The organism is Actinotignum inguinis (assembly GCF_051265835.1).
Lineage (GTDB): Bacteria > Actinomycetota > Actinomycetes > Actinomycetales > Actinomycetaceae > Actinotignum > Actinotignum timonense.
In genome coordinates this window covers 198,668-221,832 of record NZ_JBOZDP010000001.1, presented here as the reverse complement: position 1 = coordinate 221,832, position 23,165 = coordinate 198,668, and the positions used below count along the sequence as shown (strand labels likewise).

The 23,165-nt window shown below is 61.0% G+C and carries 26 protein-coding genes, 1 tRNA gene and 1 riboswitch; of the genes, 14 read left to right on the top strand and 13 right to left on the bottom strand.

The features are described 5' to 3' along the window. The first annotated feature begins 15 nt into the window (after nucleotides 1–15). Nucleotides 16–387 (top strand): hypothetical protein, encoded by a 372-nt coding sequence (locus ACRQFC_RS00950; RefSeq protein WP_320753597.1) that lies wholly within the window; start codon nucleotides 16–18, stop codon nucleotides 385–387. 47 nt (nucleotides 388–434) lie between these two features. Here the strand turns inward: ACRQFC_RS00950 and ACRQFC_RS00945 are convergent, their stop codons facing one another. The 4 genes from ACRQFC_RS00945 to ACRQFC_RS00930 all read right to left on the bottom strand — a co-directional run bounded on the left by ACRQFC_RS00945 (nucleotide 435) and on the right by ACRQFC_RS00930 (nucleotide 2,796). Beyond that, nucleotides 435–1,034 (bottom strand): hypothetical protein, encoded by a 600-nt coding sequence (locus ACRQFC_RS00945; protein ID WP_320753596.1) that lies wholly within the window; start codon nucleotides 1,032–1,034, stop codon nucleotides 435–437. Nucleotides 1,035–1,888: 854 nt separating this feature from the next. Next, nucleotides 1,889–2,290: a putative toxin-antitoxin system toxin component, PIN family gene (locus ACRQFC_RS00940; protein WP_320753595.1), complete on the bottom strand. Its 402-nt coding sequence runs from the start codon at nucleotides 2,288–2,290 to the stop codon at nucleotides 1,889–1,891. Nucleotides 2,291–2,295: 5 nt separating this feature from the next. Next, nucleotides 2,296–2,523 (bottom strand): AbrB/MazE/SpoVT family DNA-binding domain-containing protein, encoded by a 228-nt coding sequence (locus ACRQFC_RS00935; protein WP_320753594.1) that lies wholly within the window; start codon nucleotides 2,521–2,523, stop codon nucleotides 2,296–2,298. 144 nt (nucleotides 2,524–2,667) lie between these two features. Continuing rightward, nucleotides 2,668–2,796: a hypothetical protein gene (locus tag ACRQFC_RS00930; protein WP_320753593.1), complete on the bottom strand. Its 129-nt coding sequence runs from the start codon at nucleotides 2,794–2,796 to the stop codon at nucleotides 2,668–2,670. 193 nt (nucleotides 2,797–2,989) lie between these two features. Between ACRQFC_RS00930 and ACRQFC_RS00925 the strand changes: the two genes are divergently transcribed. Further along, on the top strand, nucleotides 2,990–3,286 hold the full coding sequence (locus ACRQFC_RS00925) for a type II toxin-antitoxin system RelB/DinJ family antitoxin (RefSeq protein ID WP_435731089.1): 297 nt from the start codon (nucleotides 2,990–2,992) through the stop codon (nucleotides 3,284–3,286). A 145-nt stretch (nucleotides 3,287–3,431) separates the two neighbouring features. Here the strand turns inward: ACRQFC_RS00925 and ACRQFC_RS00920 are convergent. After that, nucleotides 3,432–3,505 (bottom strand) — tRNA-Gly (locus ACRQFC_RS00920). A gap of 274 nt (nucleotides 3,506–3,779) precedes the next feature. Between ACRQFC_RS00920 and dcd the strand changes: the two genes are divergently transcribed. The 11 genes from dcd to ACRQFC_RS00865 all read left to right on the top strand — a co-directional run bounded on the left by dcd (nucleotide 3,780) and on the right by ACRQFC_RS00865 (nucleotide 15,643). Beyond that, complete coding sequence (gene dcd / locus ACRQFC_RS00915; RefSeq protein WP_087069999.1) at nucleotides 3,780–4,379, top strand: dCTP deaminase; 600 nt, start codon at nucleotides 3,780–3,782, stop codon at nucleotides 4,377–4,379. 383 nt (nucleotides 4,380–4,762) lie between these two features. Further along, nucleotides 4,763–7,858: a Na+/H+ antiporter subunit A gene (locus tag ACRQFC_RS00910; protein ID WP_435731090.1), complete on the top strand. Its 3,096-nt coding sequence runs from the start codon at nucleotides 4,763–4,765 to the stop codon at nucleotides 7,856–7,858. Further along, nucleotides 7,855–8,529, top strand: a complete 675-nt coding sequence (locus tag ACRQFC_RS00905; RefSeq protein WP_284901408.1) for a Na(+)/H(+) antiporter subunit C — start codon at nucleotides 7,855–7,857, stop codon at nucleotides 8,527–8,529. Before ACRQFC_RS00910 ends, ACRQFC_RS00905 begins: the two co-directional genes overlap by 4 nt. Next, complete coding sequence (locus ACRQFC_RS00900; protein WP_284901410.1) at nucleotides 8,526–10,289, top strand: Na+/H+ antiporter subunit D; 1,764 nt, start codon at nucleotides 8,526–8,528, stop codon at nucleotides 10,287–10,289. The genes ACRQFC_RS00905 and ACRQFC_RS00900 overlap by 4 nt, the downstream gene beginning before the upstream one ends. Further along, nucleotides 10,286–10,921, top strand: a complete 636-nt coding sequence (locus ACRQFC_RS00895; protein WP_087069996.1) for a Na+/H+ antiporter subunit E — start codon at nucleotides 10,286–10,288, stop codon at nucleotides 10,919–10,921. The genes ACRQFC_RS00900 and ACRQFC_RS00895 overlap by 4 nt, the downstream gene beginning before the upstream one ends. Beyond that, nucleotides 10,918–11,301 (top strand): MrpF/PhaF family protein, encoded by a 384-nt coding sequence (locus ACRQFC_RS00890; RefSeq protein WP_035276729.1) that lies wholly within the window; start codon nucleotides 10,918–10,920, stop codon nucleotides 11,299–11,301. Before ACRQFC_RS00895 ends, ACRQFC_RS00890 begins: the two co-directional genes overlap by 4 nt. Beyond that, on the top strand, nucleotides 11,298–11,702 hold the full coding sequence (gene mnhG, locus ACRQFC_RS00885; protein WP_284901413.1) for a monovalent cation/H(+) antiporter subunit G: 405 nt from the start codon (nucleotides 11,298–11,300) through the stop codon (nucleotides 11,700–11,702). Before ACRQFC_RS00890 ends, mnhG begins: the two co-directional genes overlap by 4 nt. Nucleotides 11,703–11,772: 70 nt before the next feature. Then, nucleotides 11,773–12,042, top strand: a complete 270-nt coding sequence (locus tag ACRQFC_RS00880; protein WP_016441870.1) for a DUF4235 domain-containing protein — start codon at nucleotides 11,773–11,775, stop codon at nucleotides 12,040–12,042. A 95-nt stretch (nucleotides 12,043–12,137) separates the two neighbouring features. Next, nucleotides 12,138–12,248: riboswitch (TPP riboswitch) on the top strand. Between the two features lie 38 nt (nucleotides 12,249–12,286). Further along, the gene (locus tag ACRQFC_RS00875; RefSeq protein WP_320753981.1) at nucleotides 12,287–13,333 is read left to right on the top strand and encodes a thiamine ABC transporter substrate-binding protein; all 1,047 of its coding nucleotides are present in this window, start codon (nucleotides 12,287–12,289) and stop codon (nucleotides 13,331–13,333) included. Beyond that, the gene (locus ACRQFC_RS00870; RefSeq protein ID WP_284901536.1) at nucleotides 13,330–15,015 is read left to right on the top strand and encodes an ABC transporter permease; all 1,686 of its coding nucleotides are present in this window, start codon (nucleotides 13,330–13,332) and stop codon (nucleotides 15,013–15,015) included. Before ACRQFC_RS00875 ends, ACRQFC_RS00870 begins: the two co-directional genes overlap by 4 nt. Then, nucleotides 14,999–15,643, top strand: coding sequence for an ABC transporter ATP-binding protein (locus ACRQFC_RS00865; RefSeq protein ID WP_284901538.1), 645 nt, complete (start codon nucleotides 14,999–15,001; stop codon nucleotides 15,641–15,643). Before ACRQFC_RS00870 ends, ACRQFC_RS00865 begins: the two co-directional genes overlap by 17 nt. A 53-nt stretch (nucleotides 15,644–15,696) precedes the next feature. Here ACRQFC_RS00865 and ACRQFC_RS00860 read toward each other — a convergent pair whose 3' ends face one another. The 4 genes from ACRQFC_RS00860 to ACRQFC_RS00845 all read right to left on the bottom strand — a co-directional run bounded on the left by ACRQFC_RS00860 (nucleotide 15,697) and on the right by ACRQFC_RS00845 (nucleotide 18,070). Then, on the bottom strand, nucleotides 15,697–15,903 hold the full coding sequence (locus ACRQFC_RS00860) for a hypothetical protein (protein WP_284901540.1): 207 nt from the start codon (nucleotides 15,901–15,903) through the stop codon (nucleotides 15,697–15,699). Between the two features lie 59 nt (nucleotides 15,904–15,962). Further along, nucleotides 15,963–16,169 carry a hypothetical protein gene (locus tag ACRQFC_RS00855; RefSeq protein ID WP_284901541.1) on the bottom strand — a complete coding sequence of 69 codons (207 nt, stop codon included), beginning with the start codon at nucleotides 16,167–16,169 and terminating at the stop codon, nucleotides 15,963–15,965. Between the two features lie 311 nt (nucleotides 16,170–16,480). Next, a complete protein-coding gene (locus ACRQFC_RS00850) occupies nucleotides 16,481–17,143 on the bottom strand; it encodes a response regulator (RefSeq protein ID WP_435731091.1) in 663 nt (220 codons plus the stop codon). Between the two features lie 3 nt (nucleotides 17,144–17,146). Then, complete coding sequence (locus ACRQFC_RS00845; RefSeq protein WP_284901467.1) at nucleotides 17,147–18,070, bottom strand: sensor histidine kinase; 924 nt, start codon at nucleotides 18,068–18,070, stop codon at nucleotides 17,147–17,149. A gap of 542 nt (nucleotides 18,071–18,612) precedes the next feature. Between ACRQFC_RS00845 and ACRQFC_RS00840 the strand changes: the two genes are divergently transcribed. Continuing rightward, nucleotides 18,613–18,849 (top strand): hypothetical protein, encoded by a 237-nt coding sequence (locus ACRQFC_RS00840; protein ID WP_284901466.1) that lies wholly within the window; start codon nucleotides 18,613–18,615, stop codon nucleotides 18,847–18,849. A 74-nt stretch (nucleotides 18,850–18,923) separates the two neighbouring features. Here the strand turns inward: ACRQFC_RS00840 and ACRQFC_RS00835 are convergent, their stop codons facing one another. The 4 genes from ACRQFC_RS00835 to ACRQFC_RS00820 all read right to left on the bottom strand — a co-directional run bounded on the left by ACRQFC_RS00835 (nucleotide 18,924) and on the right by ACRQFC_RS00820 (nucleotide 22,936). Beyond that, entirely contained in the window at nucleotides 18,924–19,805 is an 882-nt protein-coding gene (locus ACRQFC_RS00835) for a patatin-like phospholipase family protein (protein ID WP_284901465.1), read from the bottom strand. A 73-nt stretch (nucleotides 19,806–19,878) separates the two neighbouring features. Continuing rightward, nucleotides 19,879–21,231: a DUF4921 family protein gene (locus ACRQFC_RS00830; RefSeq protein ID WP_016441865.1), complete on the bottom strand. Its 1,353-nt coding sequence runs from the start codon at nucleotides 21,229–21,231 to the stop codon at nucleotides 19,879–19,881. 80 nt (nucleotides 21,232–21,311) lie between these two features. Then, nucleotides 21,312–21,821 (bottom strand): general stress protein, encoded by a 510-nt coding sequence (locus ACRQFC_RS00825; RefSeq protein WP_284901464.1) that lies wholly within the window; start codon nucleotides 21,819–21,821, stop codon nucleotides 21,312–21,314. Nucleotides 21,822–22,003: 182 nt separating this feature from the next. Next, the gene (locus ACRQFC_RS00820; protein WP_320753689.1) at nucleotides 22,004–22,936 is read right to left on the bottom strand and encodes an ROK family glucokinase; all 933 of its coding nucleotides are present in this window, start codon (nucleotides 22,934–22,936) and stop codon (nucleotides 22,004–22,006) included. Nucleotides 22,937–23,165: the final 229 nt, after the last annotated feature.

The following is a 23,165-nucleotide window of genomic DNA, read 5'->3' as shown; positions in this document are numbered from 1 at the left end:
AGGAGCCGCCATTATTTGAGCGTAAACGGAAAGAAACGCCCGGAGGTACTACTTCCCGAACGCGATAATGTTTTTGAGGTGAACGACGGCGCATGCGTTGCTCAGGTGCGAACGCTGGTTCCCCTCAAGAGCAATCCCGTATCTTTCTCCGCGGCGGCGGATAGCGACGTCTATCTCAGCTATCGCCTCAAGAAGGGAGCCATTATTGGCCTCATTGTGCTATTCGGCGCGGTGGCGGCCCTGCCCTTTGTGGCGAAGTCCGTAGACCGCATGATTCTGCTGCCGGTGGTCGGGGTGTGCCTGATCGTGCTGCTGGTGCTGTCGCTCACCGTTTTTTCGACGATGTACACGCTCAAGATAGAGGACTCGCCCGGAGTAACTGCATAGCCAGCCACGCGGGCCAGCTTCCCGTAGTCATGTGTACTGGCGGCGGCCTAGGCGGCGTCGTCGTTCTTATCGGGAATGCACTGCGTTGTTGACGAAATACGCTGGGCGCCGCGATGGTCGGCGAGCCAACGCTGGCCGTTGACGTCCGTGAAACAGAAACGGAAGTTTTCGTTGATGACGGTGCGCGGGGGTCGGTCGCCGAAAAGGGCGTCGCCGTAGGTGTCCACGTATTCGGCTTTTTCTTTCGGCGGGAGCGTGGGGAACGTGATTTCGTAGCCGGCGGCGGTTTGCCGGAATTCGTGATAGTGGTCGGCGGAGACGGTGAGGCCGTCGAGCGGGGCCGGCAGTGCGAGCGTGAGGTCGAAAATCGGGTTGGGGGAGGCGTTGTGGAAACTCGAGGTGATCTGCCGGCCGATCTTCCCGGTGTCGGTGCGGTGTTCCTCCGCGGTGATCTTATTTTGGGTGAATGCCTGGTTGGCCTGGGAGAATTGCTCGGCTTTGATCGCCTCGTGGCGGTCGTAAATATTCAAGCCGAGCACGGCCACCGCGATAACCACCGAAATCAGCGAGAGCGTTTCGGATAGCGGCAGCCAGCCGCGCCGCTTCCCGCGCAGCTGTCCAGTGCCGATGGCCTTCTCCTCATCCATGCGCTTGTCCCTTTTCTACCCGTTTTCGAATCGTAGCCGCGCTTGGCGTGACTGACGCCGGCGCTGTGCAGCGTGGGCCCGCAGCGTGGGCCCGCAGCGTGCGGCCACCGATGAATTTTAGCGGTTGGGATTATGGTGGGAAAGCTTCGACGTGGCCTGAGTGGAAAGAAATCCAGCCCGTCTGCAACCAAAAGTCACAGCGGGGCTAATAGACAAATGGTGGGTCTTATACCGGGAGTTTGCCCTGTCATACCAACGAAAAGTCGGCCTTATTGAGGTCGGGCACCTCAATAAGCTTGCTTCCTTGACATCCGTTGCGTGACATGCCTTGACGGAAAACTCGTTCCGTCCGGGCTGCCATGCGCCACAGCCACGGGGTGGGCAGAGGCGTCAGAGCCGCTTTCTGGGCCGTGTAGGCGCCATAGTGCGCGTTAGAGACACGAAATCGGGGACAAACGGTGCTCTCCCTCGCACTTCGTTTGTGTACCCGATTCGTACGGATCTGATCCGGATCCAAGCCAACGACACGCCGTCATTAGACCCACTTTTTGTCTATTAACCCTCACAGCGGGCTGAACGATTGATGTAAATGTACCATGAGCGGGCTAGTCGGGTAAATAGCCAAAAATGGTTGCCAATAACCCGACTTTCCCCTGTTATGCCAACGAAAAGTCGGTCTTATTGAGCTTGAGCATCTCAATAAGCTTGCTTCCTTGACATCCGTGGCAGAACATGACTCGACGGAAAACTCGTTCCCTCCGGGCTGCCACGCGCCACAGCCGCAAGGTGGGCCGAGGTGTCAGAGCGCTTCTATATGCAGCCTGGTCGTAGCATCGAACCTCTATGTGTGGAAGCTACATCTCAATAAACGTTCTTGCGGTGACGATTCTTGGTGTGGTTACCATCGCCTCTAGGAAGTCCTTGTCTCCAGTTACAAAGACGTGAGCTCCGCAGGCGATTGCGGCGCGCAATATCGGGCGATCCGACGGGTCTCGAATTCCTGACTCTGTAGCGGTTGCGGACGTGGGAATGTCGACGACCGCCAATGTTAATTCTGCGGTACGTAAGAAAGTATCGAGGAGATGCATTTTGTCAGGAAATTTAACACTGAAGACCCGGCGCAATTCTTCGATATTTTGTTCGCAGATGACCGCTCGATTGGGGAGTGAGACAGCCTTGGCGAATGCTCGTGCTGGAGCGGATCCGGGATTGAGCGCGGCTGAGATCAAAATGTTGGTATCAATGAAAACCAGCATCTTGACTACTCACTTCTAATGTCAGCAACTAGGGCGTTAACGGCTTCCTCAGTGTCGAGTCCTAAACGCTCGGCCTCGCCCTCTAAGCCGGCTTGCAATACGGACATTGCGTAGCGTGCGGAATTGACGACGCGCACCTCGTCGTCGTCAACGACGAAGACAAGTCTGTCTCCGCTATCAACGCCCAGCCGATTGCGCACCGATTTGGGGACTGTTACCTGCCCTTTTGCCATTACTTTCGCTGATTCGACAAAAACCGTGCTCACGCTAATCCCTCCTTAGGGTTCTGATCGGTGAAACTGACTATGTACACAGCATACCTCAAGTAGGGAAAGTAGGGTGATGGATTGGGGTGATCTGCCGCTTGCTTGTGTCCTTCACTTCGTCAGCTCCTCATATACGCGCGCATTTTTTCTGATGAGCGCGGCTGAGACCTTCGCGAGCTCGGCATCGTCCGGCTCTGTGGCCCCATCGAGCTTGTTAGATTCTGCGAATTCCTTGGTCACCGTCATCCCTCCTTGGATGTGGGCGGTAGTGTTGATGCTTCGATTCTAAACCGCAATTCTCGTTGAGGATTTTCTTTGTTCAGCGGTTCCGCTCGCTGTGGCCAGCTGGCGGCATTGAACTTTTGCGTTTCGTAGCGGCTCGATGGCACAGCTAGACGCTTGCTGATGCACTAACAAATACCCTAAACTGTCAGTGCAACCAACGGTTGGAGGGGAAATGGCGTCGAGTAGTCTTACTATCCGTCTTGATAGCGAATTGAAGGATGGTGCGGCAAGTGTTGTGGAATCCTACGGACTCGACCTATCGTCCGTTGTGCGAGCGTTTTTCACTGAAATGGTGAACACTAACTCGATTCCTTTGTCTTTCGATTACAAGCGCCCGAACGAGGAGAGCCTTCGAGCTATTCGTGAGACTCGGGAAATGATTGCCTCGGGCAGCGGTAAAAGCTATGCGACGGGCCGCGACCTCATTGAAGCGGCTTTGGCATGAGCAGGCGCCTACAGGCGAAGTTCGCTCCGGCATTCAGTAGAGATCTGAAAAAGAAAGCCGCCAAACGGCAGTGGAACCTTGTGGAACTGGAAAACGAACCGGATCTCATGACGAGCTGTTTCGTCGGTGAGTGGCAAGCCTAAGGTGGAGCGGGCGACGGGAATCGAACCCGCCTCTGCAGCTTGGGAAGCTGCCATTCTACCGATGAACTACGCCCGCGAGAGCGGTGAAACCTCAGGCAAGCGGCCGAACCGCAGGCGCGAAAGAATCACTAGGTGATTATCCTAGCGTGCCATCCCCGCCAGCGCAAAGCGCGCCCGCGGCTTAGCGCGCGCAGTCCGTGTGGTGCAGTGCTTGCGGCACGTGTGGCTCAGTTCCCGCGGCACGCGTGGCCCAGCGCTCGCGGCGCGGAAGCGCGCCCAAATTGCTCCAATTACTCCACATACCGCCGCGCGGGTAGCGCCCACCCGCGCGGGCGTGTCAGAATCTAGGCGTGTTACTTTCCGATGTTGATATTTTGCGCTCCGTGAGCGAGGGCCGCATCGCCCTGCACCCCTGGGATCCGGCGATGGTGCAGCCCTCCTCCATCGATATTCACCTCGACCGCTTCTTCCGACTCTTCGATAACCACAAATACCCGGTCATCGACCCGGCCGCGGACCAGTCCGACCTCACGCGCCTGGTAGAAGTTCCCGCCGACGGCGAATTCGTTTTACACCCGGGAGAGTTCGTGCTCGGCTCCACTTTTGAGCAGGTCACCTTGGGGAACGACGTCGCAGCTCGCCTGGAAGGAAAATCCTCCCTCGGGCGCCTGGGACTCCTCACCCATTCCACCGCCGGATTCATCGACCCGGGCTTCTCCGGGCATGTGACCCTCGAGCTGTCCAATACGGCAACGATGCCGATCAAGCTCTACCCGGGCATGAAAGTGGGCCAGTTCTGCTTCTTCCAGCTTTCCTCGGCGGCCAATAACCCCTACGGCGCTGGCGCAAGCGGTTCGCGCTACCAGGGCCAGCGCGGCCCCACGGCCTCGCGCTCCCACCTTAACTTCCACCGTATCGACGTGACCCACTACCCGGAAGCCGGTAACTAAACTCCAGCCTTAGTACAACTCACCTGGCGCACCGCACGAAGCGCGCCGCACTCAGCAAACCGCCCGGAGCGCCCCGCACCCAGCAAACCGTGCCCGAAGCGCGCCGGCCTTAGCAAGCCTCGCGCTTCCAAAGCAAGCGCCGGCCGCGCGGTCTCATCGAGAGCGGAAACACGGGACACTCCCGCATATTTTCGCTACTGTAATGATGTTCCATGCGTTAACAACGAGCTCCACCGCCTAAGAAACCGGCGCCCGCACCTACCAGCTGCATCGCGCCAGGTCAGCCGCGGAGGGGCTCAGTGGCGTATGTTCGGCACGCTGCGCACGTAGAGCACGTAGCGCACCCCGCGTGCATGGCAAAGGTCGAAAGGACGGAGGCTGCCGTGGCATATGTGCTCCTGCTATTTGTGGTGGGGGCGCTGTGTGCACCGCTCGTGATGCAGCGCGGGCGTTTCGGCTTCGCGATCCTCGCCCTCCTCCCGGCCGGCACCTTCCTCTGGCTCCTCAGCCTCATTCCCCGCATCCTCCGCGGTGATGTCTACCAGCAGTCCCTCACCTGGGTGCCTCAGCTCGGCATGGACCTCGATATCCGCATCGATGCCCTCGGTCTGCTCCTCGCCCTCATCGCCACCGGCGTGGGCGCTGCCGTGCTCTTCTACTCGGCGCGGTATTTCAAACGCGATGCCTCCTACCTGGGCCGCTTCGGCGCGATCTTCGTGGCTTTCGCCGGCGCCATGCTCGGCCTGGTCACCACGGATAACACCATCGCCCTCTATATTTACTGGGAACTCACCACCGTCTTTTCCTTCCTCCTCATCGGCCACTACTCCGACCGCCAATCCTCGCGGCGCGCTGCCTTCCAGGCCATTATTGTGACCACGGCCGGAGGGCTGGCCATGCTGGGCGGAATCACCATGCTGGGCGTTATGCCCGGGGGCTCTTTCTCGCTGCACGAGCTCGTGGTGGCCTCCCACGAAGCAACAATCTCCCCGGGGAATTCCGCGCTGCTTACGAGCGCCGTCGTACTTGTACTTATCGGGGCGTTCTCCAAATCCGCCCTCGTGCCTTTCCATTTCTGGCTGCCGGCCGCCATGGCCGCGCCTACGCCGGTCTCCGCCTACCTGCACGCCGCCGCGATGGTCAAAGCCGGGGTGTACCTGGTGGCGCGCCTGGCCCCCGGTTTCGCGCATAACCCGGCCTGGCACTGGATGGTGATTATCCTCGCCTCGTACACGGTGCTGCTGGGCGGCTACCGGGCCCTCAAACAAACCGATATCAAACTGGTCACCGCTTTCGGCACGGTTTCTCAGCTCGGGCTCATTATCCTTTTCGTCGGTTACGGGGATTCGGCGATGTTGCTGGCCGGGCTCATGCTGCTGCTGGCCCACTCCCTCTTCAAATCCGCGCTCTTCCTTTCCGTGGGCATCGTGGACGTGTGCACCGGTACCCGTGACCTGCGCGAACTATCCAATGTGGGCCGCAATATGCCCGCGGTTGCCACTTTCGCCGGGATGGCGGATGCCTCCATGATGGGCTTCCCTCCCTTCGCTGCCTTCGTGGCCAAAGAAGGTGCGCTCGGTGCACTGTGGGGCGGGAGCGCCACCGATATTGCGGTGCTCGTGCTCATCGCGGTGGGTTCGGCGGTCACGGTGGCTTACGGCCTGCGTTTTTGGTGGGGTGCGTTCATGCGCAAACCGCGTGTGGAAGATACCGAGGTGCGTGACGTTTCCGCGGTGATGATCTGGCCCGTGGGTATTTTGGCGACGGCGGGCCTGGTGGCCGGGCTCGCAACCACGCCCATCAGCACCTTCCTGGAGCAGTACCTGGCCCAATACCCGGTACTGGCCCCCTACCAGGGCCACCTGCACCTGTGGTCCGGCTTCAACGGGCCCTTCCTGGTGACCCTCGCGATCCTCGCGTCCGGCTGCCTCCTCTTCTGGCAGCGCCACCGCATTTCCGCCTTCACCCAGCGCCACGCTATCCGCACCAGCGCCGAGGAAGCCTACCAGCGCATCGTTTCGGGCACCGAGCGTTTCTCCATGACCGTCACCGCCCGCACCCAATCCGGTTCGCTTCCCACCTACCTCCTCACCATTTTCTGGTTCCTGCTCATCACCGTGGGAATCGCCCTGCTCACCAACCCGGTCGGCACCCTGGTGGTGCCGCGGCTCTTCGATAGCTGGGCGCAGGCCGCGGTGGCCGTGGTTGGCTGCCTGGGCGTGCTGCTTGCCGCGGCTTCCCGCCACCGCCTCAAAGCCGTGATCCTCATGGGAATCGGCGGCTATGCCGTGGCCCTCACCTACGAGATCTACGGGGCGCCGGACTTGGCTCTCACCCAGGTGCTTTCCGAAACCCTTACGCTCGTGGTCTTCGTGCTGGTGCTGCGCCGCCTGCCCTCCTATTTCTCTTCCCGCCGTACCAAAGGCACCCAGCGCTTCCGCATTGTTTTCGCGGCCATCATGGGGTTGCTTTTCGCGGGGCTCGCCTACCTGGCTGCCGGGGTGCGCACCCACGCCCCGATCTCGGAGCTCTTCGCCGACGAAGGTTTCCGCTTCGGGTACGGGCGCAATATCGTCAATGTCACCCTCGTGGATATCCGGGCGTGGGACACCATGGGCGAGACCTCCGTGCTGGTGGTCTGCGCCGTCGGCATCGCCTCCCTCCTCTTCGTACGTGACCGTTTCGGCGGCACGGACCGGCTACGCAATATCCTCGGCGCGAAAAGTGAACGGGCGCAACGCTGGCGCCGCCTGGGCGAGGACCCGGCGGAATACGTGCGCAACTCGGTGCGCGCGGAAGAAGAAGCGCGGCGTTCGGGGCGCAATCGGGTCTGGCTCGCCTCCGCGAACCGCCCGGGCGTGGCCTCCCGCCCGATGATGCTGCAAATCGGCACCCGCCTGGTTTTCCACACCATCCTTATTATTTCGCTCTTCTTCCTCTTCGCCGGGCACAATATGCCGGGCGGCGGCTTCGCCGGCGGGCTGCTCGCCGGCATCGCGCTGACCTTGCGCTACCTGGCCGGCGGGCGTTTCGAACTCGGCGCCACCCTCCCCATCCTCCCCGCCCACCTGCTGGGAACCGGGCTGGGCCTGGCCACTCTTTCCTCGCTCGCCCCGATCCTGTTGGGTGGCAGCCCGCTGCAAACCGCGAAAATCGATATGGTACTTCCGATTTTTGGGGACGTTCATTTTACGACGGCGCTCATCTTTGACACCGGCGTCTATATCGCGGTTGTTGGTCTGGTAGCCGAAATTCTGCGGTCCCTCGGCGCGGAAATTGACCGGCACGGGGAAATGGAAGAAGGTGTGTGGGACGCCGATATTCGCATCGAACCCTCCCATGACGCCCGCCAGAACCTGCGCGAAGAAATGGAATCCCAGGCCGGCCTCAGCGAGCGCACCTCCCCGCAACAGGAAGCCGAGCGCCTGGCTATGGCCGCCGAACAGCGCGATGCCGCAACGGAAGGAGAGCAGCAATGAGCGTATCTCTCGCCCTCATCCTCATGTGCGGGGTTTTCGTTGCGGTAGGCGTCTACCTTATTTTGGAGCGCTCGCTCTCGCGGGTCATCCTCGGGCTGGGGTGCCTTTCCAACGGCGTCAATATTCTTTTCCTCATCGCCGGCGGCCGCACCGGCAACCCGCCCTTTATCGGCAACGGCTCGCCGGACCTGTGGGCGGATCCGCTGGTCATGGCCATGATGCTCACCGCCATCGTGATTACCTTGGCCACCACCGGCTTCCTGCTGGCCATGGCCTACCGCACCTGGCAGCTGCGCGATGACGACGAAGTGCGTGACGACGTGGAGGATCGCGCCGTCGCCGTACGTCAGCAACTGGAAGAAAGCAGCCAGCGATCCGAAGTGGGAACAGACTTGCAGGAAACCTCCGCGGAATTCCGCGACGAAACCGATACCCCGGCCCCGCGTTTCGGGCGCCTGGGCCGCTGGAACCGCCGGCATCCCAAGCGCCGCCGGCACCGCTACGTGGCCAATCCGAATGCCACCCACGGTGTGGACGGCTCGCTGGGGAACGGCCTGAACGGCGCGAACGGTAGGAACTCGGGGCATAACGGGCACCCGCGCGGCAATGGAAATCCGCGCGGCACCGGTAACGCCGGACGTAACGGCACTACGGGAGGTGCGCGGCGATGATTTCCTGGCTGCTGGCCGTTCCCATTGTGCTGCCCCTGCTGGCCGCCGGGGTGCTCCTGGCAATTCCGCGCCGGCGCCGCGTGCAGGCCTGGACCGCGGTGGGGATGCTCTCCATCGTCCTCGTGGTGGCGGTCATTCTGCTCTTCGTTTCCGCGCGCGGCCCCATCACCCTGGACGTGGGCAATTGGGCGGCGCCCGTGGGCATTTCCCTGGTGGCTGATCGACTCTCCACCATTATGCTCACCACTTCGGTCACGGTGACCCTCATCGTGCTGGTGTATTCGGTTTTCCAGGGCGTGGCAGATGGTGAACGCGGCGCCCCCACCTCGGTGTACTACCCGGCCTTCATGATTCTCTCCGCCGGGGTCTCCGATGCCTTCCTCACCGGCGATCTGTTCAATATGTACGTCGGCTTTGAGATCCTGCTGGCCGCCTCCTTCGTGCTCCTCACCATGGGCGGCACGGCCGAACGCATGCGCTCCGGCTCGGTTTACGTGATCGTCTCCATGGTCTCCTCCCTCATCTTCCTCACCGCGCTCGGCCTCACCTACGCCGCGGTGGGTAGCGTGAACCTGGCCGACCTGGCCGTTAAACTCCCGCAGGTGGATCCGGGAATGCGCATGGTCCTCCAGATCCTCTTCCTCGTGGCCTTCGGCCTGAAAGCCGCGATTTTCCCGCTGGCCGCCTGGCTACCCGACTCCTATCCCACCGCATCCGGCCCGGTCACGGCGGTATTCGCCGGCCTGCTCACCAAAGTGGGCGTGTACGCGATTATCCGCACCCAGGTGCTGCTCTTCCCAGGCGGGCGCCTGGACGATATCCTCGCCGGCTTCGCGGTGGCCACCATGCTCATCGGTATCCTCGGCGCGATCGCGCAGGAAAATATTAAACGTCTGCTTTCCTTCACCCTGGTCAGCCATATCGGCTACCTCATTTGGGGCATCGCCATCTCCACCGAAGCCGGGCTGTCCTCCACGATTTTCTACGCCGTGCACCACATCGTGGTGCAAACCGCGCTCTTCTTGGTGGTGGGCCTCATCGGTTGGGTGGCAGGAACGACGTCGCTCGTGCGGCTCGGCTCCATTATGCGAGCGGCCCCCGTGGTTGCGATTCTCTACTTCCTTCCCGCGCTTTCCCTGGGCGGTATTCCGCCGCTATCCGGATTCCTCGGCAAAGTGGGGTTGCTGGAAGCGAGTGCCGCGCGCGGAACCCCGATTGACTGGGTGCTTATCGCGGCCGGCCTGGTCACCTCGCTCCTCACGCTTTACGCCGTGATTCGCGCCTGGAATATGGCTTTCTGGCAGGAAGCTCCGGCGGAACTGCCCTCCACCACCTACCCGAGCGGCATGGTCATTTCCGCCTCCGGGCTCATCGCGGTCATGCTCGGTATTACCTTCGCGGCCGCGCCGTTGCGCTCGTTTACCGACGGCGCCGCCGCCGAGCTGGAAGCCCGCACTCCCTATATCAGCGCGGTGCTTCCCGATTGGGATCGCGGTACCGGGATTTCCCCGGAGGTGGATGAAGAAACCGTGGTACCCCACGAGGATTCCACCCCGGATACCGGCACCTTCACCCAAACTCCCGAACCGAAGGAAAGCCCGCGCCTGCTGCGCTCCCCGAGTCCCACACCCGCGGCCACGCTAGTGCCGACCGGTGCACCGGTGCCGAGCGGTGCGCCGTCGTTCCCCACACCCGCGGCGGTTCCCGCGCAAGGTCCCGCACCCACGCCCGTTCCCACAGTTTCCGGAGGTGAGCAATGAGTCGCGATAGTGAAGCAATCCGCCTGGTCACCCGGCGCGAAGGCCGTTTCCCGAGCGCCTCCCTGGGGGTGCTGGTGTGGCTGACCATTGTGTGGGTGCTGCTGTGGGGGCAGGTGAGCGCCGCCAATATTGTGGCCGGTTTTGCCCTCGCCCTCCTCGTGACCGAAGTGGCGCCGTTCCCTACCGCCTCCTTCGACGGGAGGTTCCGCATCTGGGGTGTGATCCGGCTGGTTGCGATTTTTGTGCGTGACCTCGTGCATGCCTCCTGGCAGCAAGCCTGGTTTATTCTGCGGCGTGCCACCCCGCGCGGCGCGGTGATCCGCGTGCGGTTGCGCTCCCACTCCGATGCTTATCTTGCGATTACCGCCGGGATGTCCACCCTGGTGCCCGGTTCGCTCGTCATCGATACCGATGCCGCCACGGGCACACTCTACGTGCATGTATTCGACGTGGGCATGGCCGGGGGAGTGAGCGCCGCGCACCAATCGGTACTCGATTTGGAAGAGCGGGTGCTGCGCGCCTTCGCCTCCCGCAGCGAGCTGGTGCAGGCCGGATTCGTGCCCGGGTCCAGCCCCAAGGCCGGGCGTTTGCCCGTTCCCTTCGCTCCCGATAGTTCCGGAGGTGAACGGTGATTATTGTGATGGTGATCTGCGGGGTGCTGCTGACCATCTCCGCGCTGCTGGTGACAGTTCGCATCGTCAAAGGCCCCACGGTCCTCGACCGGGTGGGGGCGCTCGATGTTATCACCTCGATTATGGTGGGGGCGCTCTGCCTGCTCGCGGCGGTGACCCGGCGAGCGGATTTGCTGGCGGTATTCGTCGTCGTCGCCATTGTTGGTTTCCTCGGATCCGTGGCCGTGGCACGCTTCATTCGGCCCGTGGACCAAAACGACCCGAAGGAAATGCGGCGCCTCGAAAAGGCGAACGAACGCGAAACAACCGACGAAGAAGAAGACGAAAGCCCCGCTCACGATCCGGATCGCGATACCGAACAGGAAGGAGCCCGGCCGTGAGCCCCTGGGATATTATCGGCGCTGCGCTCATGCTGGCCAGCGCCACCCTCACTTTCGTGGCCGCCATCGGGATGTTCCGCTACCCGGACCTCATGACCCGCCTGCACGTGGCCACAAAACCGCAGGTCCTCTCTCTGATCATGGGCTGTCTGGGCGCGGCCTGCCTGGTGCGTGACCCGTCAATGACGTGGACGCTGCTCCTCGTGATCGGCTGCCAGCTCATCACCTCGCCCATCTCCGCGCATATGCTCTCGCGCGCCGGGTACCGCACCGGCCGCATCGATTCGGATGCCATGGTCGTGGACGAATTGCGTGAGGACCTGCGCTTCGGGCGTGGGCTGAGTCATAATAGTTCTGGACAGGACAAGAATTCCGCGCGGGGGAACACCTCCACGCACTAACCATTGCGGGCGGCGCCGGGCCTCCTGGCCGCGTCTGGCCGGGGCCGCGCCGCGCGAAGAAAGGGACGTTATGGATATCGGTTGGAAAGTTGTGAGCGCGGGCGTGGGAGTGCTCTCGGGGATCGTCGCCAATAAAATCGTGGACGTGGTGTGGAAGGGCATTTCCGGGCGGGAGATTCCCGATTCGGAGGATCCGAACGCGCCGCTCGTGGACGCGGTGATTTTCGCGGTGGTGTCTGCCGGGGTGGCCGCGGCCGTTTCCCAGCTGACCCAGCGTCAGGCCGCGAAATGGTACGGCAAGGGCGAAGTGATCGATTCGCAGGCACGCGCCCGGGCCTAAGGTTCGCGCGGCCGTGCCTCGCCTTCGCGCGGCGCCGATCCGGTTCTGGCTCGGGACCGCAGGCGTGAAAATACGGGACCTCCGTACTAGACTGGACCGCACGACAGGGGAGCGCAGCAGCGCTGAGAGTGCGGCCGGCACGCGGCACGCAGACCCTCGAACCTGCTCCGGTTAGTACCGGCGAAGGGAGTCGAGATCTCTCCTCCGCACCGCGGAGACCCTCCTTATATCCTGAGGAGGATGCATGGTCCAGAAAAATAGGCACGGCGCCCGCGTTCTTGCGGCCGCCGCGATGGTTGCGGCACTGGCCCTGGCCGGCTGCTCAAAGAACGACGACGCCGCCTCTCCGGCAGCGAGCGATCAGCCCACCACCGTCCGGGTGGTCAGCCACGAATCATTCAATCTGCCCGATGAGCTCATCGCCCGCTTTGAGAAAGAATCCGGGTACACCATCGTGAAATCGGCACCCGGGGATACCGGTCAGGTTGTTAACCAATTGGTCTTGGCGGATGGCAAGCCCGGCGCGGATATGGTGTTCGGGGTGGATACCTATACCGCCTACCAGGCGCTGGACGGTAATACCATCGCCGATTATTCTTCCCCGAAGCTCCCCGCGGGAGTGACTGCCCTGGAAGGGAAACTCAATCCCATCGACCAGGGCGAAGTCTGCGTGAATTACGATCGCGAGTGGTTCACCCAGAAAAATATGATTCCGCCCCTGAGTTTCGCGGATCTTTCCCGCCCTGAATACGCCGGGCTGCTCGCGGTGGAAAATCCCGCGCTTTCCTCACCCGGCCTGGCTTTCCTGGCCGCCACCGCCCACGTTGCCGGGGGAACGGAGGGGCTTTCCCAGCTGTGGGGCCAGCTGCTCGGGGCTGGCACCCGCATTTCCGGTTCGTGGACGGATGCCTACTACACTGATTTTTCCGGTTCGGAAGGGAAGGGAAACTACCCCCTGGTGGTTTCCTATTCTTCCTCCCCGGCCGCTGAAAACGGGCGCACCGGCGTGATCGAATCGACCTGCGTGCGCCAGGTGGAATACGCCGGGGTGCTGCGTGGGGCAGAGAACCCGGAAGGCGCGCAGGCTTTTATCGACTTCCTGCTTTCCGAGGATGTGCAGAAAGCTATCCCGGAGTCGATGTACGTGTACCCGGTGGCCGATGTGGAGCTGCCCGCGAGCTGGCAGCAGCACGCCCCGCGCGTCAAGGATCCCATCGTGCTGGACGCTAAAGAAGTGGGTGCCCAGCGCGCCGAATGGATCCGCGCCTGGCGTGATACCGCGGGAATGTGAGTAACGCATTCCGTATCCCGCGCCCGCGCGGAGCTTCCCTGGTGGTGGCCCTCGCGCTCGCGGTCCCGCTATTTTTCCTCGCGGTGTTCTTCCTGTGGCCGGTGGTGGCGATGCTCGCGCGCGGGCTCGTCACGCCGGCCGGGGTAGATACCGCGGGTTTCGCCGCCGAGCTCACCCGCCCGCGCACCTGGAAAGTTGCCGGGCAAACCCTGTGGATGGCAGCGGCCAGCACCGGATGCTCGGTGATACTCGGGCTTCCCCTCGCCTATGTGCTTTACCGGCTGCGCCTGCCCGGAGTGCGAGTGGTGCGAGCCTTCGTGGTGGTGCCTTTCGTGCTCCCCACCGTGGTGGTGGGTACCGCGTTCCGGGCGCTGTTGCGCGCGGATGGCCCCTACGGTTTCCTCGGCTGGGATTCCAGCCCGTGGGCGGTGGTCGCGGCCATGGTTTTCTTCAATACCGCGGTGATTTCCCGGACGGTGGGGCCGCTGTGGGCGGCGCTTCCCCCGCACGCCGAGGCGGCCCGCACCCTCGGCGCCTCCCCGTGGCGCGCTTTCCGTACCGTCACCCTTGTGGAATTGGCCCCGGCTATTACCTCCGGTGCGGCTATTGTCTTTTTATTTTGTTCGACGTCGTTCGGAATCGTGCAAACCTTAGGTGCACCTGGCTACGGGACCCTCGAAACTGAAATCTGGGTGCAGACCACCACCTTCCTTGATTTACGGGCCGCGGCGGTGCTCTCGCTGCTGCAAGTGGTGATCGTCGGGATTGCCACCGCGGTGGCGGCCCGGGCCACCCGGCGTACCTCGGCGGCCTTGCGCCTGCGCCCGGCTGCCCGGAGGAAGGTGAGCCGGAGTGATATTCCGGCGCTGCTCATTAGCGGCACAACCGTTATTTTCCTGATCGGGGCACCGCTTCTCACCTTGGTGGCGCGCTCCTTCCAGCGTTCGGGTACTTGGACGCTGGAGAACTACCGCAATCTCATCGGTTCTTCCGGATTCTCGGGGGTCTCGGCTTCCGATGCGCTCCGGAATTCCTTGACGACGGGCCTGAGCGCTGCTGTTCTTGCCCTGCTCCTCGGGGCGCTGCTGGCTTTCGCGTTGGCTTCTCCGTGGGCTCCGCCACGGCCGGTGAGCGCGGCGGCGGAAGGGATCGCCCTGCTGCCGCTGGGGGTTTCCGCGGTGACGGTAGGTTTCGGATTATTCCTCACCATCCGGATGCTCGTGCCGTCCGCGCAGGTGCTCGTGCCGGTGGCACAAGCGGTGGTGGCCCTTCCCCTCGTGGCCCGGGTGATTCTCCCGGTGGTACGGGCCATCGACCCGCGCTTGCGCGAGGCCGCCGCCACCCTGGGGGCCGGACCGGGGCAGGTCTGGAGAAGTATTGACCTGCCGCTGGCCGCCCGCGCGCTCGCGGTGGCGGCCGGTTTCGGCCTGGCCATTTCTTTAGGGGAATACGGCGCTACGTCCTTCCTGGCCACCAGTGATTCCACCACGCTCCCGGTTCTGATTGGCCAGCTCCTGGGGAGGCCCGGGGCGGAAAATTACGGGACCGCGATGGCCGGGGCGGTGGTGCTCGGTACGGTCACCGGGGGCCTGATGGCGCTGAGTGAAATGGCGGCGCCTGCCGGAGCTGCGTCGTCGTTATTAACGCAGCAGAAAGGAAAGCTTCGTGTTAGAACTTCGTGACGTATCGGTGCGTTACCCGGACGGTTTCGAGGCGGTGCGCGGCGTGAATCTTAGCGTGGAGTCGGGTACGACCGTGGCGCTGCTGGGGGCCTCCGGTTCGGGGAAATCGTCGCTACTGCGCGGAATCGCCGGGCTGGAGGCAGTGCGCGGGCAGGTGCTGATCGACGGTGCTGATATGACGGCGGTTCCTACCCACCGGCGCGGGGTCGGCATGGTTTTTCAGGACGGGCAGCTTTTCCCGAATCGCAGCGTGGGCGGAAATATTGCCTACGGGATTGAGAAGGGCCGTTCGCGCGCCGAGGTGGCGGCGGAGGTGGAGCGCTGGCTGGAGCTGGTGGAACTGAGCGGTTATGCCGAGCGGGCGGTTACGACTCTTTCGGGTGGGCAAGCCCAGCGGGTGGCTCTGGCGCGTTCCCTGGCGGCGCGCCCGCGGGTGCTGCTCCTGGACGAACCGCTTTCCGCCCTCGATACCCGCCTGCGGGAGGACCTGGCGGTATTCCTGCGCCGGGTGCTGCAAAAGGCCGGCACGACGGCGGTCTACGTGACCCACAATGATGCCGAAGCGGCGACCGTTGCCGACCGGGTGGTGCGCATGGATAGCGGGCGGCTGGTTGCCGCTTCGGAGTAGGTGGTGCTGGCGGCCTGCGTTTTCCGGTTCGCTACGTTCCCGGAACAGTATGGTTAGGGTTGCGCATCCGAGGCTTGGCGCTTCTGGAGCGTGTATTCCCATCCGAGCCATAGGGATAGCCCGCATAAGGGCGCTACGGTGAGGAATCCGGAAGAAGTCCAGCTCACGTTGCCAGTATGGAAATAAATAACCAAGGCGGACAGTCCCATCGCTCCGCCGATGGAGATAACGAAGCGAATAATTCGTTGCACGAGTTTCATCTTTTCGGTACTCCTATCGTGGAACTGGGGCAAACGGCTAGTCGTACTGTTCAGGGAGGTTAGTCATGTTTTGCTTGCCGAACACCCTGGATAATTCCGGGAAGCATGAAGGATAGGCGTAGCGCGACATACGTGGCAGCGAAGACCGCGAACCATATCAAGCCGTTATGCATATTCCAGCCCGGTTCTTTGGCCAGGAAAGCCACAAGCAAAGCAAGCAATCCGGCGCAGATATCCGCTATGCGGGCTCTCGTCTTGTCAGTCATGAGCGGTTCCATATCTATTAGTTTCGTACCGAGCACAAGGTTTAACTTGCGCTCGATATTCGGGGATGCGCCCTCGACGGAGGACGGGTAGCACCGTGAGAAAACGGGTGCTGCTCTCCTTTGAGGGATGATGCCAGTTAACCATGCGTGGCTACTTCCGGACTACCGATAAGTGTCGGTATGTTTAGCGGAATTTGTAGATATGGGGATAACCTGTCAAGCGCAAGTTAAAACTGCACGCCTAGCGCAAGGAAAAATGCACACCCAGCGCAAGGAAAACTGCACGTACTGCTCGAACTATCGAGTTGTCGTCAACCTGTGATTCCAGCTTTGATAGCGGTGATCCCTAGTTCCGCGCGCGTTGCGCACCCTGTGCGGGCGAGGATATCGGAAACATAGGAACGCACAGTAGTCTCGGATAGCCCGGTTTGTCGGGCAATATTCTTGTTCGCCAAGGCTTGGAGAAGTAATTGGAACACGGGCCGCAAGTGCTCCGGAAGTTGTTCAACTGCTGCAACGAAGTCCGCGTATTCTTCCTTGTTCTGCTGGAGCTTCTCGTAGGAAGTGATCAGGATTTCTGTGGGGCGGGGTGCCATGACTTGCTGTCCGCTGTAGGCCTTGCGGATTAGTTGAGCGAGTTCCGGAGCGATGATGTCCTTAGTGAGAAAACCGCGTACACCGGCACCGATCGCTTCACCAAGAGAATCTTCGTGTTCGAATACGGTGAGCATAACGATCACGATGTGGGAGTAATCCTGGCTAATACGTTTAGCGGCTTCTATTCCACTCATGACTGGCATATCAACATCCAGAAGAGCGAGATCCACTTTTTGGTCATGGAGTTGATCGATAGCTTGCGCGCCGTCAGCAGCGGTAGCAACCACAACCAGCCCCTCTTGTTCATTGAGTAGCCGTGCAAGACCTTCGCGGATAATAGGATCATCATCGGCGAGTAGAACTCTAATGTTATCCATGCGCTATTCTTTCGGGGTCTCGATTTTCATGCTCGTGGCTTCTGAAGTAACAGATGTGTGGGCGGGCAAAGTTATATAAGTTACCCACTGCTGATCTACTGCGCGAGATTGCATCGTGCCGCCCTCGGCTCTGATTCTATTAGCGAGATTTGCCAGGCCGTATCCACTACACATGCCGGAAGTAAATGACCGGATATCGATTAGGTTACTTAGCGAAAGTGCGAGCAGATCAGGTTCCGTTGTTGCCTCTATGACGAGGTTTGCCTCCGAGCCGACCGGTGCGTATTTAAGAATATTAGAAGCACATTCGCGAATTGCTAAAGCCGCCGTACGGCGCTGCTGGCGCGTCGTTAGAGTGTCAATATCGCCAGTGATATTGACTTCCAAAGTAATATCTCGGGTACTCAACATATTGGACACTTGAGTGACCACCGTGGACAGTGGAGTTTCGGTTGCCGTTGTATCCATGGAGATGATGATCGGACGGATACGCTTGGAGGCACTTGTTGCAACCTCGACTAAGGTGCCTAATTCCTCGGATAAATCAGGATGTCGGATAGCGAGGTCTTGAGCGAGGATCGCAATATGTGCGAGGTCTTTCGCCGTAGTGTCATGCAGCTGACGTGCTAACTCCTGTCGAGTTTGTCTCACGGCTTCAAAGGCTTCTTCCCTTTTGGCCTCCGCGAAAATACGGCGGTTATTTTGCCAGCGTAGAGCCAAACCAGCTGTTAAGGTGAGGGTAGCGATGATCAGTGAGCTAAAAAATTGCAGCTGGGGAGTTGGACTGATAGTTATTGCTACGGCCGCCTCAATAGTCATGGCAGCGATGGCTGGAATAATCCACGAGCGTTGAAGCCATAACACCAGTATTATGGGTACACCAAAACAGAGCACGACCAATCCGGTAACCAAATCGCATGCGTTCACGGCAATGTAACTGGCTATAAATAGGAACTCACAAACTCGGAAGAACCCGGCTAAAGCGAATAGCGTGCACAATCCGATATACGGCAATAGGGATCGGGGATCATAAATGTAAAGACCTAGTATGGCGCAGACGAAGTCAAATGCGGCTATTGTGACGGCGCCGAAGGTGAAAAGTAGCGGTCGTGCCGTGGTAAAGGGTATGCGGTTAGAAAGGGGAAGATGCATCGTTACTCAATCATTGTCCTCCGTTACCGTGGCCACTGGAAACCACGTGAACGCTATTGGGTGTTTCCAGCCCAGTGTTAGCCGTAGAGGCGCAGTGATGGAAAAACTAATGCGCCTATGATTGCCGCGATACCTAATTTGGGCATGATTTTCCTTTCGATTCGACGCGGTAGATTTCTTGAGTCTACCTGTGATCTTGAGATTTTCACGGATGAACATTGACGTAACTGACCGACATTCATCGGTATTGTCAAGCTCCTGCGTTGGGGTACGCTTCAAATGTTGATTATCGACGGAGTGAGTAGGTGGGCAGTTCAATGAGGAAGCTCTTTTATAGCAAAGATTGGCTGAGGGTTTACGTCGTTACCCTGGTGTCTATCTGCCTGATGTCGGGCCTGTTCTTTATCTGGATATACCTAAAGAACAAGGCGCAGTTCTCAACTTTCATGGCCGATTACGGCTCGGACTTGATCGGGTACTGCCTCATGCTGGTTGTTGTGATGCCGCTGGTTTTCGCATTGTACGCAAAGCGGCGGCAAGATCAGCGTGAGTGACCTAGACCCCTGCGTTTGGCTTTGCGGCATGCGCCAGCGAAGCCAGATTCGCTCGGGGTTTAGCGAGGATATCGCTAAACCCCGAGGAAGCGCAGGATCGCAGGGAAGTCCTCGTTGATCTGGGCGGTGCCGGCCGCGAAAGAGGCTTCTAGCTTCGCCACATTGGTCTCCCGGTTGGAAGTCAGCCGGTGGCGCGGGAAATAGAGATAGGCCCGCCCCCGCGCTTCCAGATCGAAAAGATGGGCCCGGGTGGCATTGTACTTCGCGGCGCGTTCCTCCAGCGCGGTAATGAGGTGGGGGTATTTGCGGAAAGCCGCCCGGATCAGCGCAGTTGCCTTTCGGGAAGGCGCTGGGCGCACGTAATCGCGCGGTTTCGTCATAATAACGACGGCGCGCTCGAAGCCAGCAGCCTCAGCAGCATCAATAGGTATACCCCCGGATGGCCCGAGCGCGCCGTCGGCATAAAGCTCGCCGTTGAGCGTTACGAAAGGCATGATGCCGGGCATCGTTGAGGATGCCTGCACCCGCACCAACAGGTCGTCAAGAACCTTAATATCGCCGCGGTGCCAATGCACGGCGGCGCCGTCGCTCAAACGAAAAGCGCTGATATCGAAATCACCGGGCGTGGACTGGAAAGTCTCGAAATCGAAGGGAAGGGCCTGGCCCGGGCGCGACGTGTGAAGATATATGTAATCCGAGTTGAAGGCGCCCTTGCCGCTGAGGAAGGTCCGCCAGTTTCCGATATTCGGATCCGCCCCAAATTCCACGAAAGAACGCCGGGCCCGCAGTGGGTCACGGCTGAGGTAATTCGCCACGTGACTGGAACCCGCCGAAATCCCCGAAACATGCGGGAACTCCAGGCCGGCCTCGATAAATTTGATAACTACCGGGGCCGTGGCGCTCGCGCGCATACCACCGCCCTCAAAAACGAGGGCGGTCTCAGCAATCCGAGACATAGAGTCTCCTTTCTACGCGCTAAGCTGGGGCGGGTGCGGCCGCGAGCAAAGATGGCTCCGGCCGCGGCTCAAACTACCTGCCGCGCACTCCTGATTCGCCCATTCCGTAACGCAGCGAATTGACTTCGCAACTGCATTCGGTGGCGATATTGATTGTGGAGGCAATCGCGCCTTCGGCGCGCAGCTCCAGTAGGCGGGGAACCACCCGATCTCGCAAGGACCACGGGTCAATGGTATTGACGTAGATCTTGGTGCCGCCTTCAAAACCGGCGAGGGTGGAGGTGCGCCACTTGAGGAGCACCCGCCACGGGGTCGCTACTTCCATATCCCGCGAAGGTGCGTACCATTCCTCATTCGTGGGAATATCCGGGCCGGTGGCCGCGTGCATGGCATGCACCAGATCCGAAACCGCGCGCAATTCGTGGCGGGTGTGCTCGAAAGGCTGGGAGGCTTCCGAACGCGACCACACTTCGAGCGTGGGGTAGCGATGCCCGAACCCGGCGTAGGCCACCGCGTACTTGTTCTCCGCGATAACGAGATTGTGGTAGCCGGCGTAATCCACCCCGTACTCGTTGAAAATATTGGGGTTATCGCGCACCCGGTCCACTTCGTAGCGGTGATTGACGGTGCGCTCATCAATGGAGACCAGCTGCTTATGGAGGTGTTCGAAGGAGGCACCGGCCGGCCGCAACCAATTCTGGAAGACCTGCACGTATTTGACGTAGCGGTTCTGCTCGTACAAATCGCGCATGGCATCCGCGGTAAGCAGGAAGTACCAGTAGTGCTCAGCCGGGGTGAGGGTACCTGAGCCGGCCCGATTCGCGGTGGAATCCGAACCCGGCACATAGTGGTGGCGCCCGATAATGAGGTCATGCCCACCCCCGTAGAACGGCAGTGCGCTCAAGAGGCGCTCCCGCTCCGGAAGTGCATTCCAGGCATCCTCATCCATGCCCGAGGCAATGGCCTTGTTATGCGCCACGGAAAGCACGTGGGCGCGCCCGGCCGCATCCGAGGTGTAGCGCTCAAAAGCATCCTGGCGGCGGGTGGTGAGTTCGTACTGGTAGTTGGTGGTCCAGTACTGGAAAGGAACAATCTCAAAAAGATTGGGAACCCGCCGGAAATCCCACGGGTCCGCCAGGGAATCCACCGGGGCATCATAGGTGATCCGAGCTTCACCCGTGGCGGGGTTGCCAACGATGCGCGCCTTTTCCGGCGGTGTTTCCAGCACTCGATCCGCGCAGAAAGAACAGAAGTTTTCCGGGTGATCCGCACTCAGCGGTTCCGCGATGGGAACTTCCGCCTTGAGGGGCCGGTTAGCACGGCCCGGCTGGGTCCACACTTCGGTACCGGAAAACGGGTTGATCTGTTTGATGGTCCCATCCGGAAGCCGGGTAATGGGCGGGCGGATTTCGTGGCGTACAACCATAAGTTCCCCTCACGTTCGGCAGCAGAGCCACCCACCATAGTAGTGGGTAGCTCCGCTGCGAGCACGGTGAAGCTGAATTCTTAGCTCACCGAATACCCGGCCTGCGCCAAAGTTGCATAAGCCTCATTGACGAAGGCGCTACGCACCTGCACCTCATATGAATTGGCGGTGGTGGCCCGCACCGAGGCGAAATCGCGCCGCCCACCGGTAAACCCGTGCGAGATCGCACCCATAATGGCACCGAGCACCGCCCCGCAGGCAAGCCCGAAGAGGAGCACCTGCCAGAGCACCACGGCCGGCGCGAAAAGGATAAAGAAGAAGGAGAAGAAGAGGCCCCAGGAGGCCCCGCCCGCCGCGCCGTAGAGCGCGGCCTTCCCGGTAGTCAGGCGCCCGGTCACCTGCTCCACGCTTTCCAGATTCACGCCGACGATACGCACATTTTCCACCGGGAACCCGGCATCCGAGAGCGCATCTACCAGGCGTTCGGCCTGCCGGTAATCAGAAACTTCCGTAATGGTGCGGTAATCCGCGGCACTTTGTTCAGCGGCGCGCGCGGTGGCGGACGCGCCAGTAGTTATGTTTTCATTCATAGGCTCATCCTAAAGGTGGCCTATGACAGAAAAACCGCCCTCGAAACAAAATCAGCTGCGCGCCGGAAATGCTCGCTAGCGGTGGAAACCGGGAAGCGTATTCCGGCGCGCAGCCTGGATGGTGTTAGTACGCGCCAAATGGTACCGGCGCACAGCTCACGCACGTTGGCTAGCCAGCCACGTTACTCAATCGTGGACAGATCCGCAGCACCAATAATCCCGGCGTCATTCCCGAGCCGCGCGAGGCGAATCTCCGGTAGCGTCCGGTATTTCGCCACGGGGAGAACTTCGGGGAATTCGCGTACCAACGGATCGAGCACGAGCGAACCGGCTTCGCTTACCCCGCCGGCAATCACGAAGATTTCCGGATCGAAAATGGTGGCCATATCCGCCAAACCGATGGCATTCCAATGCGCGAGCTCGTTGAAAACATCGAGGGCCATCTCGTCGCCTTCCTGGGCGGCTGCGGTCACGGCCGGGCCGGTCACGCGCCCTTCGCCTAGCTCCAGGATGCGAGTGGCTCCGCTCGGGTAATTCGCGGCCCGTTCGGTGGCGAAACGCACCAGTGCGCTACCCGAGCCCATCACTTCCCAGCACCCGCGCGATCCGCACCCGCACAGCGGCCCGTTCGGAACCATGTGGATATGCCCGATTTCCGCGCCGAAACCGAAAGCGCCGCGCAGCAGATTCCCGTTCATAATGATGCCGCCGCCCAGCCCGGTGCCGAGCGTCACCACAACGGCGGATTCCGCATCAGCGGCGGCACCGAAACGGTATTCGGCCCAGGCGGCCGCGTTGGCGTCATTTTCAACGACGACGGGCATGCCGGTGAGCTCAGCGATACGTGAACCGAGCCGTCCGTTCTGTAGGGGCACATTCGTGCCGTAGATCAACGTATCGCGATCCGCGGCGATATAGCCGGCCTGCCCGATTCCAACGGTGGTAGCCCCCGAGGATTTGAGGTCATTGACGCAGGCGGCGATGGTTGCGATAAAGGCCTCGGAATCCTGGCGCGGCGTGGGGCGCCGGACCCGCTGCAAAATTTCACCTTGTTCATTGACGACGCCGGCGGCCACCTTCGTGCCGCCAACATCCACACCGATGCTCAGAGTCATGGTGCAAGTCTACCTGGCGTGGCCAGCCGGATTCCGGGATGGCGCAGCGGCGTCGTCGTACCGAAAAAAGAGGGTGCGCAAGGACGTGACGTAGCTCGCGAAAAGTGGGCGGGAATAAAAACCACGCCCCTAAGGTTGAGTTAGGTGGACTCAAGAAAGGGCGAGCCGATTGGACATAGGTTCTCGGATCGTTCAGACTTGGAAGGAAACTTTGTCGAAGGGTCCGCGG